6 tRNA genes and 10 rRNA genes are annotated in these 17,489 nt (G+C 48.9%); all 16 read right to left on the reverse strand.

The annotated features are described in order from the left end of the window. Window positions 1-250 precede the first annotated feature (250 nt). Window positions 251-327: transfer RNA gene (locus tag M4S28_RS00455), tRNA-Asp, on the reverse strand. 67 nt (window positions 328-394) lie between these two features. After that, window positions 395-510: ribosomal RNA gene (gene rrf / locus M4S28_RS00460) — 5S ribosomal RNA — on the reverse strand. Between the two features lie 97 nt (window positions 511-607). Beyond that, a 23S ribosomal RNA gene (locus M4S28_RS00465) occupies window positions 608-3,501 on the reverse strand. 391 nt (window positions 3,502-3,892) lie between these two features. Then, window positions 3,893-3,968 (reverse strand) — tRNA-Val (locus tag M4S28_RS00470). Between the two features lie 32 nt (window positions 3,969-4,000). Further along, window positions 4,001-4,076 (reverse strand) — tRNA-Lys (locus M4S28_RS00475). 2 nt (window positions 4,077-4,078) lie between these two features. Continuing rightward, window positions 4,079-4,154 (reverse strand) — tRNA-Glu (locus M4S28_RS00480). A 122-nt stretch (window positions 4,155-4,276) separates the two neighbouring features. Then, a 16S ribosomal RNA gene (locus M4S28_RS00485) occupies window positions 4,277-5,831 on the reverse strand. Between the two features lie 425 nt (window positions 5,832-6,256). Next, a 5S ribosomal RNA gene (gene rrf / locus M4S28_RS00490) occupies window positions 6,257-6,372 on the reverse strand. A gap of 97 nt (window positions 6,373-6,469) precedes the next feature. Continuing rightward, a 23S ribosomal RNA gene (locus M4S28_RS00495) occupies window positions 6,470-9,363 on the reverse strand. Between the two features lie 300 nt (window positions 9,364-9,663). Continuing rightward, window positions 9,664-9,739: transfer RNA gene (locus M4S28_RS00500), tRNA-Ala, on the reverse strand. A 21-nt stretch (window positions 9,740-9,760) separates the two neighbouring features. Next, window positions 9,761-9,837 (reverse strand) — tRNA-Ile (locus tag M4S28_RS00505). A gap of 67 nt (window positions 9,838-9,904) precedes the next feature. Continuing rightward, window positions 9,905-11,459: ribosomal RNA gene (locus M4S28_RS00510) — 16S ribosomal RNA — on the reverse strand. A 432-nt stretch (window positions 11,460-11,891) separates the two neighbouring features. Next, window positions 11,892-12,007, reverse strand: a 5S ribosomal RNA gene (gene rrf, locus M4S28_RS00515). Window positions 12,008-12,104: 97 nt separating this feature from the next. Continuing rightward, window positions 12,105-14,997: ribosomal RNA gene (locus tag M4S28_RS00520) — 23S ribosomal RNA — on the reverse strand. 389 nt (window positions 14,998-15,386) lie between these two features. Continuing rightward, window positions 15,387-16,941 (reverse strand): 16S ribosomal RNA (locus M4S28_RS00525). Window positions 16,942-17,353: 412 nt separating this feature from the next. Then, a 5S ribosomal RNA gene (rrf, locus tag M4S28_RS00530) occupies window positions 17,354-17,469 on the reverse strand. Together the 16S, 23S and 5S rRNA genes with 6 tRNA genes alongside form the textbook arrangement of a ribosomal RNA operon. Window positions 17,470-17,489: the final 20 nt, after the last annotated feature.

A 17,489-nucleotide genomic window follows, 5' to 3' on the forward strand; every position in this document is an offset into this window, starting at 1 on the left:
CTGTAGCAAAAAGAGTTAGAAGTAACCACCTCAATATGTAGCGATAAGGTCTGTAACCAAAATCCAAAAACTCATACCCCAGAAACGACGAAAGCCTAGTCGTCAGACTAGGCTTTCTAATAAGTACCGGAATGGACGGGGTTGCGGACTTCAGGCAACCTCTATGTGGGAGTCATTCGAGCGAAGGGCAAAACACTTTTCTTGAAATGTAAAAAAGCCCTGCTATTTCTAGCAGGGCTTTTCTAATAAGTGGCGGAGTGGACGGGACTCGAACCCGCGACCCCCGGCGTGACAGGCCGGTATTCTAACCAACTGAACTACCACTCCGCAGTGGTCAACTCACTAAGTGAGCGTCCATATCCCCAGGTTGGTCAACCTAAAGATTTAATTTAAAGCCTGGCGATGTCCTACTCTCACATGGGGAAACCCCACACTACCATCGGCGCTATTGTGTTTCACTTCTGAGTTCGGCATGGAATCAGGTGGGTCCACAATGCTATGGTCGCCAAGCAAATTTTAAAATTCGGAAAGCTTATCTAAAAGTATTTCTCTTCAAACGCATTCAAGGTCTGGTACATCTGAGTCCACAAAACCCCTTGGGTGTTGTATGGTTAAGCCTCACGGGCAATTAGTACAGGTTAGCTCAATGCCTCGCAGCACTTACACACCCTGCCTATCAACGTCGTAGTCTACGACAACCCTTTAGGACACTTATAGTGCCAGGGAAAACTCATCTCAAGGCTCGCTTCCCGCTTAGATGCTTTCAGCGGTTATCGATTCCGAACTTAGCTACCGGGCAATGCCATTGGCATGACAACCCGAACACCAGAGGTTCGTCCACTCCGGTCCTCTCGTACTAGGAGCAGCCCCTTTCAATTTTCCAACGCCCACGGCAGATAGGGACCGAACTGTCTCACGACGTTCTAAACCCAGCTCGCGTACCACTTTAAATGGCGAACAGCCATACCCTTGGGACCGACTTCAGCCCCAGGATGTGATGAGCCGACATCGAGGTGCCAAACACCGCCGTCGATATGAACTCTTGGGCGGTATCAGCCTGTTATCCCCGGAGTACCTTTTATCCGTTGAGCGATGGCCCTTCCATTCAGAACCACCGGATCACTATGACCTGCTTTCGCACCTGCTCGAATTGTCATTCTCGCAGTCAAGCGGGCTTATGCCATTGCACTAACCACACGATGTCCAACCGTGTTTAGCCCACCTTCGTGCTCCTCCGTTACTCTTTGGGAGGAGACCGCCCCAGTCAAACTACCCACCAGGCACTGTCCGTAATCCCGATTCAGGGACCAACGTTAGAACATCAAAACTACAAGGGTGGTATTTCAAGGACGACTCCATCACATCTAGCGACGCAATTTCATAGTCTCCCACCTATCCTACACATGTAGGTTCAATGTTCAGTGCCAAGCTGTAGTAAAGGTTCACGGGGTCTTTCCGTCTAGCCGCGGGTACACTGCATCTTCACAGCGATTTCAATTTCACTGAGTCTCGGGTGGAGACAGCGTGGCCATCATTACGCCATTCGTGCAGGTCGGAACTTACCCGACAAGGAATTTCGCTACCTTAGGACCGTTATAGTTACGGCCGCCGTTTACCGGGGCTTCGATCAAGAGCTTCGTCCGAAGACTAACCCCATCAATTAACCTTCCGGCACCGGGCAGGCGTCACACCGTATACGTCATCTTACGATTTTGCACAGTGCTGTGTTTTTAATAAACAGTTGCAGCCACCTGGTATCTGCGACTCTCGTCTGCTCCATCCGCAAGGGACTTCACTGATAAGAGCGTACCTTCTCCCGAAGTTACGGTACCATTTTGCCTAGTTCCTTCACCCGAGTTCTCTCAAGCGCCTTGGTATTCTCTACCCGACCACCTGTGTCGGTTTGGGGTACGATTCCTTACAATCTGAAGCTTAGAGGCTTTTCCTGGAAGCATGGCATCAATGACTTCACTACCGTAGTAGCTCGACATCGTATCTCAGCGTTAATGAAAGTCCGGATTTACCTAAACTTTCCGCCTACGTACTTGAACCTGGACAACCGTCGCCAGGCCCACCTAGCCTTCTCCGTCCCCCCATCGCAATTGTAAGAAGTACGGGAATATTAACCCGTTTCCCATCGACTACGCCTTTCGGCCTCGCCTTAGGAGTCGACTTACCCTGCCCCGATTAACGTTGGACAGGAACCCTTGGTCTTCCGGCGAGGGAGTTTTTCACTCCCTTTATCGTTACTCATGTCAGCATTCGCACTTCTGATACCTCCAGCAGCCCTTACAGACCACCTTCAACGGCTTACAGAACGCTCCCCTACCCCACATACCCTAAGGTACGTAGCCGCAGCTTCGGTGTATAGCTTAGCCCCGTTACATCTTCCGCGCAGGCCGACTCGACCAGTGAGCTATTACGCTTTCTTTAAATGATGGCTGCTTCTAAGCCAACATCCTGGCTGTCTGAGCCTTCCCACATCGTTTCCCACTTAGCTATACTTTGGGACCTTAGCTGGCGGTCTGGGTTGTTTCCCTCTCCACGACGGACGTTAGCACCCGCCGTGTGTCTCCCGGATAGTACTTACTGGTATTCGGAGTTTGCAAAGGGTTGGTAAGTCGGGATGACCCCCTAGCCTTAACAGTGCTCTACCCCCAGTAGTATTCGTCCGAGGCGCTACCTAAATAGCTTTCGGGGAGAACCAGCTATCTCCAGGTTTGATTGGCCTTTCACCCCTAGCCACAAGTCATCCGCTAATTTTTCAACATTAGTCGGTTCGGTCCTCCAGTTGATGTTACTCAACCTTCAACCTGCCCATGGCTAGATCACCTGGTTTCGGGTCTAATCCTAGCAACTGTACGCCCAGTTAAGACTCGGTTTCCCTACGGCTCCCCTAAACGGTTAACCTTGCTACTAAAATTAAGTCGCTGACCCATTATACAAAAGGTACGCAGTCACACCACGAAGGTGCTCCTACTGCTTGTACGTACACGGTTTCAGGTTCTATTTCACTCCCCTCACAGGGGTTCTTTTCGCCTTTCCCTCACGGTACTGGTTCACTATCGGTCAGTCAGTAGTATTTAGCCTTGGAGGATGGTCCCCCCATATTCAGACAGGATATCACGTGTCCCGCCCTACTCGTTTTCACTGATTATGAGATGTCGATTACGGGGCTATCACCCTTTGTTGCGGCACTTTCCAGAGCCTTCATCTATCTCATTAAAAGCTTAAGGGCTAATCCAATTTCGCTCGCCGCTACTTTCGGAATCTCGGTTGATTTCTCTTCCTCGGGGTACTTAGATGTTTCAGTTCCCCCGGTTTGCCTCCTGTTGCTATGTATTCACAACAGGATACTTGCTTATGCAAGTGGGTTTCCCCATTCAGGAATCCCAGACTCAAAAGGTTATTACTACCTAATCTGGGCTTATCGCAAGTTATTACGCCTTTCATCGCCTCTGACTGCCAAGGCATCCACCGTGTACGCTTAGTCACTTAACCATACAACCCGAAAGGGTTTCTATTTGCTTTCACTTTAAAAAGTGAAGACAAATAAGCGTATGGCAACTAACCAAGGTTTTTGGTTGTCATTAAGAAGGGTTAATTCTCAATGACTGTTTGCCGGACTCAATTGTGAATCAATGTAAACATTGATTCGAATACAAGACACTTGAATGTGTTTGTTGTGTTTATCTAATGAAAGATAAACATTGAGAACTTTTAAATTTGATTGAATTACTCGTAAGTAATCAATCAGTCAGCTTTCCAAATTGTTAAAGAGCAATGAGACTTCTTGTGAAGTTCATTTTCTAAAGACTCTCAGGGTCAAACATACCAACCAACGACAAAAGAAGTGGTTTGGATATGAAGATAACCAAGAATTTTTAGAGAATGGTGGGCGATACCGGGCTCGAACCAGTGACCCCCTGCTTGTAAGGCAGGTGCTCTCCCAACTGAGCTAATCGCCCACGATAGTTTTAATTCCTTCGCGGAGAAAGAATGGTGGGTCGTGCAGGATTCGAACCTGCGACCAATTGATTAAAAGTCAACTGCTCTACCAACTGAGCTAACGACCCAATGGTATCCCGTAGGGGAGTCGAACCCCTGTTACCGCCGTGAAAGGGCGGTGTCCTAGGCCTCTAGACGAACGGGACACTGCAATTTATCTCCACTTTAAAAAGTAGAAACAAACTTCGAAGAACTTGGGAGTTCTTCATCTCTTTGCTTTTCTAAACCTAATCAATCTGTGTGGACACTCATCGTAAGTATCTTCGTATAAGGAGGTGATCCAGCCCCAGGTTCCCCTAGGGCTACCTTGTTACGACTTCACCCCAGTCATGAACCACAAAGTGGTGAGCGTCCTCCCCGAAAGGTTAAACTACCCACTTCTTTTGCAGCCCACTCCCATGGTGTGACGGGCGGTGTGTACAAGGCCCGGGAACGTATTCACCGTGACATTCTGATTCACGATTACTAGCGATTCCGACTTCATGGAGTCGAGTTGCAGACTCCAATCCGGACTACGACGCACTTTTTGGGATTCGCTCACTATCGCTAGCTTGCTGCCCTCTGTATGCGCCATTGTAGCACGTGTGTAGCCCTACTCGTAAGGGCCATGATGACTTGACGTCGTCCCCACCTTCCTCCGGTTTATCACCGGCAGTCTCCCTGGAGTTCCCGACATTACTCGCTGGCAAACAAGGATAAGGGTTGCGCTCGTTGCGGGACTTAACCCAACATTTCACAACACGAGCTGACGACAGCCATGCAGCACCTGTCTCAGAGCTCCCGAAGGCACACCTGCGTCTCCGCTGGCTTCTCTGGATGTCAAGAGTAGGTAAGGTTCTTCGCGTTGCATCGAATTAAACCACATGCTCCACCGCTTGTGCGGGCCCCCGTCAATTCATTTGAGTTTTAATCTTGCGACCGTACTCCCCAGGCGGTCTACTTAACGCGTTAGCTCCGAAAGCCACGGCTCAAGGCCACAACCTCCAAGTAGACATCGTTTACGGCGTGGACTACCAGGGTATCTAATCCTGTTTGCTCCCCACGCTTTCGCATCTGAGTGTCAGTGTCTGTCCAGGGGGCCGCCTTCGCCACTGGTATTCCTTCAGATCTCTACGCATTTCACCGCTACACCTGAAATTCTACCCCCCTCTACAGCACTCTAGTTCACCAGTTTCAAATGCAGTTCCGAGGTTGAGCCCCGGGCTTTCACATCTGACTTAATGAACCACCTGCATGCGCTTTACGCCCAGTAATTCCGATTAACGCTCGCACCCTCCGTATTACCGCGGCTGCTGGCACGGAGTTAGCCGGTGCTTCTTCTGTTGCTAACGTCAAGATGCGCAGCTATTAACTACACACCCTTCCTCACAACTGAAAGTACTTTACAACCCGAAGGCCTTCTTCATACACGCGGCATGGCTGCATCAGGCTTTCGCCCATTGTGCAATATTCCCCACTGCTGCCTCCCGTAGGAGTCTGGACCGTGTCTCAGTTCCAGTGTGGCTGATCATCCTCTCAGACCAGCTAGGGATCGTCGCCTTGGTGAGCCATTACCTCACCAACTAGCTAATCCCACCTAGGCATATCTTGACGCGAGAGGTCCGAAGATCCCCCTCTTTGGCCCGTAGGCATTATGCGGTATTAGCCATCGTTTCCAATGGTTATCCCCCACATCAAGGCAATTTCCTAGGCATTACTCACCCGTCCGCCGCTCGACGCCCATTAAATCCTCCGAAGAATCAATAATGTCGTTTCCGCTCGACTTGCATGTGTTAGGCCTGCCGCCAGCGTTCAATCTGAGCCATGATCAAACTCTTCAATTTAAGATTTTGTGACTCAACGAATACTGACTTCAAAACTAATATTTACCGCTCTTTCGAAAAAGAACAGAAACATGTAATTCTAAAGCTATTACCATTCCAACAGAATGGTAATGAATTGACTGTGCCAAAATTAAGTAAACTTAATTTTGTATTGGTCACTCAGTTCATTGAAATCAATTTTGATTCCGAAGAATCTGTTTTATCTAACGATAAAACGTTTTGATATTCATCAACGAGTGCCCACACAGATTGATAGGTTTAAATTGTTAAAGAGCGTGTTCTCTAAAAAGAGAACGCTTTCAGTGCCTTAGCACTTAAGCAGGACGCGTATAATACGCTTTCCACTTTGAAAGTCAACATAAAACTCTAAGAAACTTAGAACTCTATGGTGACTTGTCTATTAAATAGACAAAGTCGAAATTAAAGCCTGGCGATGTCCTACTCTCACATGGGGAAACCCCACACTACCATCGGCGCTATTGTGTTTCACTTCTGAGTTCGGCATGGAATCAGGTGGGTCCACAATGCTATGGTCGCCAAGCAAATTTTAAAATTCGGAAAGCTTATCTAAAAGTATTTCTCTTCAAACGCATTCAAGGTCTGGTACATCTGAGTCCACAAAACCCCTTGGGTGTTGTATGGTTAAGCCTCACGGGCAATTAGTACAGGTTAGCTCAATGCCTCGCAGCACTTACACACCCTGCCTATCAACGTCGTAGTCTACGACAACCCTTTAGGACACTTATAGTGCCAGGGAAAACTCATCTCAAGGCTCGCTTCCCGCTTAGATGCTTTCAGCGGTTATCGATTCCGAACTTAGCTACCGGGCAATGCCATTGGCATGACAACCCGAACACCAGAGGTTCGTCCACTCCGGTCCTCTCGTACTAGGAGCAGCCCCTTTCAATTTTCCAACGCCCACGGCAGATAGGGACCGAACTGTCTCACGACGTTCTAAACCCAGCTCGCGTACCACTTTAAATGGCGAACAGCCATACCCTTGGGACCGACTTCAGCCCCAGGATGTGATGAGCCGACATCGAGGTGCCAAACACCGCCGTCGATATGAACTCTTGGGCGGTATCAGCCTGTTATCCCCGGAGTACCTTTTATCCGTTGAGCGATGGCCCTTCCATTCAGAACCACCGGATCACTATGACCTGCTTTCGCACCTGCTCGAATTGTCATTCTCGCAGTCAAGCGGGCTTATGCCATTGCACTAACCACACGATGTCCAACCGTGTTTAGCCCACCTTCGTGCTCCTCCGTTACTCTTTGGGAGGAGACCGCCCCAGTCAAACTACCCACCAGGCACTGTCCGTAATCCCGATTCAGGGACCAACGTTAGAACATCAAAACTACAAGGGTGGTATTTCAAGGACGACTCCATCACATCTAGCGACGCAATTTCATAGTCTCCCACCTATCCTACACATGTAGGTTCAATGTTCAGTGCCAAGCTGTAGTAAAGGTTCACGGGGTCTTTCCGTCTAGCCGCGGGTACACTGCATCTTCACAGCGATTTCAATTTCACTGAGTCTCGGGTGGAGACAGCGTGGCCATCATTACGCCATTCGTGCAGGTCGGAACTTACCCGACAAGGAATTTCGCTACCTTAGGACCGTTATAGTTACGGCCGCCGTTTACCGGGGCTTCGATCAAGAGCTTCGTCCGAAGACTAACCCCATCAATTAACCTTCCGGCACCGGGCAGGCGTCACACCGTATACGTCATCTTACGATTTTGCACAGTGCTGTGTTTTTAATAAACAGTTGCAGCCACCTGGTATCTGCGACTCTCGTCTGCTCCATCCGCAAGGGACTTCACTGATAAGAGCGTACCTTCTCCCGAAGTTACGGTACCATTTTGCCTAGTTCCTTCACCCGAGTTCTCTCAAGCGCCTTGGTATTCTCTACCCGACCACCTGTGTCGGTTTGGGGTACGATTCCTTACAATCTGAAGCTTAGAGGCTTTTCCTGGAAGCATGGCATCAATGACTTCACTACCGTAGTAGCTCGACATCGTATCTCAGCGTTAATGAAAGTCCGGATTTACCTAAACTTTCCGCCTACGTACTTGAACCTGGACAACCGTCGCCAGGCCCACCTAGCCTTCTCCGTCCCCCCATCGCAATTGTAAGAAGTACGGGAATATTAACCCGTTTCCCATCGACTACGCCTTTCGGCCTCGCCTTAGGAGTCGACTTACCCTGCCCCGATTAACGTTGGACAGGAACCCTTGGTCTTCCGGCGAGGGAGTTTTTCACTCCCTTTATCGTTACTCATGTCAGCATTCGCACTTCTGATACCTCCAGCAGCCCTTACAGACCACCTTCAACGGCTTACAGAACGCTCCCCTACCCCACATACCCTAAGGTACGTAGCCGCAGCTTCGGTGTATAGCTTAGCCCCGTTACATCTTCCGCGCAGGCCGACTCGACCAGTGAGCTATTACGCTTTCTTTAAATGATGGCTGCTTCTAAGCCAACATCCTGGCTGTCTGAGCCTTCCCACATCGTTTCCCACTTAGCTATACTTTGGGACCTTAGCTGGCGGTCTGGGTTGTTTCCCTCTCCACGACGGACGTTAGCACCCGCCGTGTGTCTCCCGGATAGTACTTACTGGTATTCGGAGTTTGCAAAGGGTTGGTAAGTCGGGATGACCCCCTAGCCTTAACAGTGCTCTACCCCCAGTAGTATTCGTCCGAGGCGCTACCTAAATAGCTTTCGGGGAGAACCAGCTATCTCCAGGTTTGATTGGCCTTTCACCCCTAGCCACAAGTCATCCGCTAATTTTTCAACATTAGTCGGTTCGGTCCTCCAGTTGATGTTACTCAACCTTCAACCTGCCCATGGCTAGATCACCTGGTTTCGGGTCTAATCCTAGCAACTGTACGCCCAGTTAAGACTCGGTTTCCCTACGGCTCCCCTAAACGGTTAACCTTGCTACTAAAATTAAGTCGCTGACCCATTATACAAAAGGTACGCAGTCACACCACGAAGGTGCTCCTACTGCTTGTACGTACACGGTTTCAGGTTCTATTTCACTCCCCTCACAGGGGTTCTTTTCGCCTTTCCCTCACGGTACTGGTTCACTATCGGTCAGTCAGTAGTATTTAGCCTTGGAGGATGGTCCCCCCATATTCAGACAGGATATCACGTGTCCCGCCCTACTCGTTTTCACTGATTATGAGATGTCGATTACGGGGCTATCACCCTTTGTTGCGGCACTTTCCAGAGCCTTCATCTATCTCATTAAAAGCTTAAGGGCTAATCCAATTTCGCTCGCCGCTACTTTCGGAATCTCGGTTGATTTCTCTTCCTCGGGGTACTTAGATGTTTCAGTTCCCCCGGTTTGCCTCCTGTTGCTATGTATTCACAACAGGATACTTGCTTATGCAAGTGGGTTTCCCCATTCAGGAATCCCAGACTCAAAAGGTTATTACTACCTAATCTGGGCTTATCGCAAGTTATTACGCCTTTCATCGCCTCTGACTGCCAAGGCATCCACCGTGTACGCTTAGTCACTTAACCATACAACCCGAAAGGGTCTTAGCGTATGGCAACTAACCAAGGTTTTTGGTTGTCATCAAGAAGGGTTAATTCTTGATGACTGTTTGCCGGACTCAATTGTGAATCAAACTAAAGTTTGATTCGAATACAAGACACTTGAATGTGTTTGTTGTGTTTATCTAATGAAAGATAAACATTGAGAACTTTTAAATTTGATTGAATTACTCGTAAGTAATCAATCAGTCAGCTTTCCAAATTGTTAAAGAGCTAGATTTCTTTCGAAACCATTTTTAAATATTTTCAAACAAAAACACTTAAAGATGGTGGAGCTATGCGGGATCGAACCGCAGACCTCCTGCGTGCAAGGCAGGCGCTCTCCCAGCTGAGCTATAGCCCCATCTTTGTTTCTAGTCGATATTGGTGGGTCTGAGTGGACTCGAACCACCGACCTCCCGCTTATCAGGCGAGCGCTCTAACCAGCTGAGCTACAGACCCAATATCGTCTCTTTTACTTTCTAAACCTAATCAATCTGTGTGGACACTCATCGTAAGTATCTTCGTATAAGGAGGTGATCCAGCCCCAGGTTCCCCTAGGGCTACCTTGTTACGACTTCACCCCAGTCATGAACCACAAAGTGGTGAGCGTCCTCCCCGAAAGGTTAAACTACCCACTTCTTTTGCAGCCCACTCCCATGGTGTGACGGGCGGTGTGTACAAGGCCCGGGAACGTATTCACCGTGACATTCTGATTCACGATTACTAGCGATTCCGACTTCATGGAGTCGAGTTGCAGACTCCAATCCGGACTACGACGCACTTTTTGGGATTCGCTCACTATCGCTAGCTTGCTGCCCTCTGTATGCGCCATTGTAGCACGTGTGTAGCCCTACTCGTAAGGGCCATGATGACTTGACGTCGTCCCCACCTTCCTCCGGTTTATCACCGGCAGTCTCCCTGGAGTTCCCGACATTACTCGCTGGCAAACAAGGATAAGGGTTGCGCTCGTTGCGGGACTTAACCCAACATTTCACAACACGAGCTGACGACAGCCATGCAGCACCTGTCTCAGAGCTCCCGAAGGCACACCTGCGTCTCCGCTGGCTTCTCTGGATGTCAAGAGTAGGTAAGGTTCTTCGCGTTGCATCGAATTAAACCACATGCTCCACCGCTTGTGCGGGCCCCCGTCAATTCATTTGAGTTTTAATCTTGCGACCGTACTCCCCAGGCGGTCTACTTAACGCGTTAGCTCCGAAAGCCACGGCTCAAGGCCACAACCTCCAAGTAGACATCGTTTACGGCGTGGACTACCAGGGTATCTAATCCTGTTTGCTCCCCACGCTTTCGCATCTGAGTGTCAGTGTCTGTCCAGGGGGCCGCCTTCGCCACTGGTATTCCTTCAGATCTCTACGCATTTCACCGCTACACCTGAAATTCTACCCCCCTCTACAGCACTCTAGTTCACCAGTTTCAAATGCAGTTCCGAGGTTGAGCCCCGGGCTTTCACATCTGACTTAATGAACCACCTGCATGCGCTTTACGCCCAGTAATTCCGATTAACGCTCGCACCCTCCGTATTACCGCGGCTGCTGGCACGGAGTTAGCCGGTGCTTCTTCTGTTGCTAACGTCAAGATGCGCAGCTATTAACTACACACCCTTCCTCACAACTGAAAGTACTTTACAACCCGAAGGCCTTCTTCATACACGCGGCATGGCTGCATCAGGCTTTCGCCCATTGTGCAATATTCCCCACTGCTGCCTCCCGTAGGAGTCTGGACCGTGTCTCAGTTCCAGTGTGGCTGATCATCCTCTCAGACCAGCTAGGGATCGTCGCCTTGGTGAGCCATTACCTCACCAACTAGCTAATCCCACCTAGGCATATCTTGACGCGAGAGGTCCGAAGATCCCCCTCTTTGGCCCGTAGGCATTATGCGGTATTAGCCATCGTTTCCAATGGTTATCCCCCACATCAAGGCAATTTCCTAGGCATTACTCACCCGTCCGCCGCTCGACGCCCATTAACGCACCCGAAGGATTGTTAGTGTCGTTTCCGCTCGACTTGCATGTGTTAGGCCTGCCGCCAGCGTTCAATCTGAGCCATGATCAAACTCTTCAATTTAAAGTTTTGATTACCTAAATTAATAGGTGTGACTCAACGAATACTGACTTCAAAACTAATATTCATTCGAAAATGAACATGTAATTCTAAAGCTATTACCATTCCAACAGAATGGTAATGAATTGACTGTGCCAAAATTAAGTAAACTTAATTTTGTATTGGTCACTCAGTTCATTGAAATCAATTTTGATTCCGAAGAATCTGTTTTATCTAACGATAAAACGTTTTGATATTCATCAACGAGTGCCCACACAGATTGATAGGTTTAAATTGTTAAAGAGCGTGTTCTCTAAAAAGAGAACGCTTTCAGTGCCTTAGCACTTAAGCAGGACGCGTATAATACGCTTTCCACTTTGAAAGTCAACATAAAACTCTAAGAAACTTAGAACTCTATGGTGACTTGTCTATTAAATAGACAAAGTCGAAATTAAAGCCTGGCGATGTCCTACTCTCACATGGGGAAGCCCCACACTACCATCGGCGCTATTGTGTTTCACTTCTGAGTTCGGCATGGAATCAGGTGGGTCCACAATGCTATGGTCGCCAAGCAAATTTTAAAATTCGGAAAGCTTATCTAAAAGTATTTCTCTTCAAACGCATTCAAGGTCTGGTACATCTGAGTCCACAAAACCCCTTGGGTGTTGTATGGTTAAGCCTCACGGGCAATTAGTACAGGTTAGCTCAATGCCTCGCAGCACTTACACACCCTGCCTATCAACGTCGTAGTCTACGACAACCCTTTAGGACACTTATAGTGCCAGGGAAAACTCATCTCAAGGCTCGCTTCCCGCTTAGATGCTTTCAGCGGTTATCGATTCCGAACTTAGCTACCGGGCAATGCCATTGGCATGACAACCCGAACACCAGAGGTTCGTCCACTCCGGTCCTCTCGTACTAGGAGCAGCCCCTTTCAATTTTCCAACGCCCACGGCAGATAGGGACCGAACTGTCTCACGACGTTCTAAACCCAGCTCGCGTACCACTTTAAATGGCGAACAGCCATACCCTTGGGACCGACTTCAGCCCCAGGATGTGATGAGCCGACATCGAGGTGCCAAACACCGCCGTCGATATGAACTCTTGGGCGGTATCAGCCTGTTATCCCCGGAGTACCTTTTATCCGTTGAGCGATGGCCCTTCCATTCAGAACCACCGGATCACTATGACCTGCTTTCGCACCTGCTCGAATTGTCATTCTCGCAGTCAAGCGGGCTTATGCCATTGCACTAACCACACGATGTCCAACCGTGTTTAGCCCACCTTCGTGCTCCTCCGTTACTCTTTGGGAGGAGACCGCCCCAGTCAAACTACCCACCAGGCACTGTCCGTAATCCCGATTCAGGGACCAACGTTAGAACATCAAAACTACAAGGGTGGTATTTCAAGGACGACTCCATCACATCTAGCGACGCAATTTCATAGTCTCCCACCTATCCTACACATGTAGGTTCAATGTTCAGTGCCAAGCTGTAGTAAAGGTTCACGGGGTCTTTCCGTCTAGCCGCGGGTACACTGCATCTTCACAGCGATTTCAATTTCACTGAGTCTCGGGTGGAGACAGCGTGGCCATCATTACGCCATTCGTGCAGGTCGGAACTTACCCGACAAGGAATTTCGCTACCTTAGGACCGTTATAGTTACGGCCGCCGTTTACCGGGGCTTCGATCAAGAGCTTCGTCCGAAGACTAACCCCATCAATTAACCTTCCGGCACCGGGCAGGCGTCACACCGTATACGTCATCTTACGATTTTGCACAGTGCTGTGTTTTTAATAAACAGTTGCAGCCACCTGGTATCTGCGACTCTCGTCTGCTCCATCCGCAAGGGACTTCACTGATAAGAGCGTACCTTCTCCCGAAGTTACGGTACCATTTTGCCTAGTTCCTTCACCCGAGTTCTCTCAAGCGCCTTGGTATTCTCTACCCGACCACCTGTGTCGGTTTGGGGTACGATTCCTTACAATCTGAAGCTTAGAGGCTTTTCCTGGAAGCATGGCATCAATGACTTCACTACCGTAGTAGCTCGACATCGTATCTCAGCGTTAAGAAAGTCCGGATTTACCTAAACTTTCCGCCTACGTACTTGAACCTGGACAACCGTCGCCAGGCCCACCTAGCCTTCTCCGTCCCCCCATCGCAATTGTAAGAAGTACGGGAATATTAACCCGTTTCCCATCGACTACGCCTTTCGGCCTCGCCTTAGGAGTCGACTTACCCTGCCCCGATTAACGTTGGACAGGAACCCTTGGTCTTCCGGCGAGGGAGTTTTTCACTCCCTTTATCGTTACTCATGTCAGCATTCGCACTTCTGATACCTCCAGCATGCCTTACAGCACACCTTCAACGGCTTACAGAACGCTCCCCTACCCCACATACCCTAAGGTACGTAGCCGCAGCTTCGGTGTATAGCTTAGCCCCGTTACATCTTCCGCGCAGGCCGACTCGACCAGTGAGCTATTACGCTTTCTTTAAATGATGGCTGCTTCTAAGCCAACATCCTGGCTGTCTGAGCCTTCCCACATCGTTTCCCACTTAGCTATACTTTGGGACCTTAGCTGGCGGTCTGGGTTGTTTCCCTCTCCACGACGGACGTTAGCACCCGCCGTGTGTCTCCCGGATAGTACTTACTGGTATTCGGAGTTTGCAAAGGGTTGGTAAGTCGGGATGACCCCCTAGCCTTAACAGTGCTCTACCCCCAGTAGTATTCGTCCGAGGCGCTACCTAAATAGCTTTCGGGGAGAACCAGCTATCTCCAGGTTTGATTGGCCTTTCACCCCTAGCCACAAGTCATCCGCTAATTTTTCAACATTAGTCGGTTCGGTCCTCCAGTTGATGTTACTCAACCTTCAACCTGCCCATGGCTAGATCACCTGGTTTCGGGTCTAATCCTAGCAACTGTACGCCCAGTTAAGACTCGGTTTCCCTACGGCTCCCCTAAACGGTTAACCTTGCTACTAAAATTAAGTCGCTGACCCATTATACAAAAGGTACGCAGTCACACCACGAAGGTGCTCCTACTGCTTGTACGTACACGGTTTCAGGTTCTATTTCACTCCCCTCACAGGGGTTCTTTTCGCCTTTCCCTCACGGTACTGGTTCACTATCGGTCAGTCAGTAGTATTTAGCCTTGGAGGATGGTCCCCCCATATTCAGACAGGATATCACGTGTCCCGCCCTACTCGTTTTCACTGATTATGAGATGTCGATTACGGGGCTATCACCCTTTATTGCGGCACTTTCCAGAGCCTTCATCTGTCTCATTAAAAGCTTAAGGGCTAATCCAATTTCGCTCGCCGCTACTTTCGGAATCTCGGTTGATTTCTCTTCCTCGGGGTACTTAGATGTTTCAGTTCCCCCGGTTTGCCTCCTGTTGCTATGTATTCACAACAGGATACTTACTTATGTAAGTGGGTTTCCCCATTCAGGAATCCCAGACTCAAAAGGTTATTACTACCTAATCTGGGCTTATCGCAAGTTATTACGCCTTTCATCGCCTCTGACTGCCAAGGCATCCACCGTGTACGCTTAGTCACTTAACCATACAACCCGAAAGGGTTTCTATTTGCTTTCACTTTAAAAAATGAAGACAAATAAGCGTATGGCAACTAACCAAGGTTTTTGGTTGTCATCAAGAAGGGTTAATTCCTGATAACTGTTTGCCGGACTCAATTGTGAATCAAACTAAAGTTTGATTCGAATACAAGACACTTGAATGTGTTTGTTGTGTTTATCTAATGAAAGATAAACATTGAGAACTTTTAAATTTGATTGAATTACTCGTAAGTAATCAATCAGTCAGCTTTCCAAATTATTAAAGAGCATAAAGCAAAAAGCTTTAATCAATAACTTACGTTATTAATTAAAGCTCTGGCTTTAACTAAATCTAAACCATCAATCTGTGTGGACACTCATCGTAAGTATCTTCGTATAAGGAGGTGATCCAGCCCCAGGTTCCCCTAGGGCTACCTTGTTACGACTTCACCCCAGTCATGAACCACAAAGTGGTGAGCGTCCTCCCCGAAAGGTTAAACTACCCACTTCTTTTGCAGCCCACTCCCATGGTGTGACGGGCGGTGTGTACAAGGCCCGGGAACGTATTCACCGTGACATTCTGATTCACGATTACTAGCGATTCCGACTTCATGGAGTCGAGTTGCAGACTCCAATCCGGACTACGACGCACTTTTTGGGATTCGCTCACTATCGCTAGCTTGCTGCCCTCTGTATGCGCCATTGTAGCACGTGTGTAGCCCTACTCGTAAGGGCCATGATGACTTGACGTCGTCCCCACCTTCCTCCGGTTTATCACCGGCAGTCTCCCTGGAGTTCCCGACATTACTCGCTGGCAAACAAGGATAAGGGTTGCGCTCGTTGCGGGACTTAACCCAACATTTCACAACACGAGCTGACGACAGCCATGCAGCACCTGTCTCAGAGCTCCCGAAGGCACACCTGCGTCTCCGCTGGCTTCTCTGGATGTCAAGAGTAGGTAAGGTTCTTCGCGTTGCATCGAATTAAACCACATGCTCCACCGCTTGTGCGGGCCCCCGTCAATTCATTTGAGTTTTAATCTTGCGACCGTACTCCCCAGGCGGTCTACTTAACGCGTTAGCTCCGAAAGCCACGGCTCAAGGCCACAACCTCCAAGTAGACATCGTTTACGGCGTGGACTACCAGGGTATCTAATCCTGTTTGCTCCCCACGCTTTCGCATCTGAGTGTCAGTGTCTGTCCAGGGGGCCGCCTTCGCCACTGGTATTCCTTCAGATCTCTACGCATTTCACCGCTACACCTGAAATTCTACCCCCCTCTACAGCACTCTAGTTCACCAGTTTCAAATGCAGTTCCGAGGTTGAGCCCCGGGCTTTCACATCTGACTTAATGAACCACCTGCATGCGCTTTACGCCCAGTAATTCCGATTAACGCTCGCACCCTCCGTATTACCGCGGCTGCTGGCACGGAGTTAGCCGGTGCTTCTTCTGTTGCTAACGTCAAGATGCGCAGCTATTAACTACACACCCTTCCTCACAACTGAAAGTACTTTACAACCCGAAGGCCTTCTTCATACACGCGGCATGGCTGCATCAGGCTTTCGCCCATTGTGCAATATTCCCCACTGCTGCCTCCCGTAGGAGTCTGGACCGTGTCTCAGTTCCAGTGTGGCTGATCATCCTCTCAGACCAGCTAGGGATCGTCGCCTTGGTGAGCCATTACCTCACCAACTAGCTAATCCCACCTAGGCATATCTTGACGCGAGAGGTCCGAAGATCCCCCTCTTTGGCCCGTAGGCATTATGCGGTATTAGCCATCGTTTCCAATGGTTATCCCCCACATCAAGGCAATTTCCTAGGCATTACTCACCCGTCCGCCGCTCGACGCCCATTAAATCCTCCGAAGAATCAATAATGTCGTTTCCGCTCGACTTGCATGTGTTAGGCCTGCCGCCAGCGTTCAATCTGAGCCATGATCAAACTCTTCAATTTAAGATTTTGTGACTCAACGAATACTGACTTCAAAACTAATGTTCATGTAAACATGAACATGTAATTCTAAAGCTATTACCATTCCAACAGAATGGTAATGAATTGACTGTGCCGAATAACTACAAGTAGTTAAACGTCTTGGTCACTCAGTTCATTGAAATCAAGTTTGTTACCGAAGTAACTGTTACTACCTAAGTAATAACGTTTTGATATTCATCAACGAGTGCCCACACAGATTGATAGGTTTAAATTGTTAAAGAGCGTGTTCTCTAAAAAGAGAACGCTTTCAGTGCCTTAGCACTTAAGCAGGACGCGTATAATACGCTTTCCACTTTGAAAGTCAACATAAAACTCTAAGAAACTTAGAACTCTATGGTGACTTGTCTATTAAATAGACAAAGTCGAAATTAAAGCCTGGCGATGTCCTACTCTCACATGGGGAAGCCCCACACTACCATCGGCGCTATTGTGTTTCACTTCTGAGTTCGGCATGGAATCAGGTGGGTCCACAATGCTATGGTCGCCAAGCAAATTTTAAAATTCGGAAA

Source organism: Vibrio sp. J383 (genome assembly GCF_023503985.1).
In the GTDB taxonomy this organism is placed as follows: domain Bacteria; phylum Pseudomonadota; class Gammaproteobacteria; order Enterobacterales; family Vibrionaceae; genus Vibrio; species Vibrio splendidus.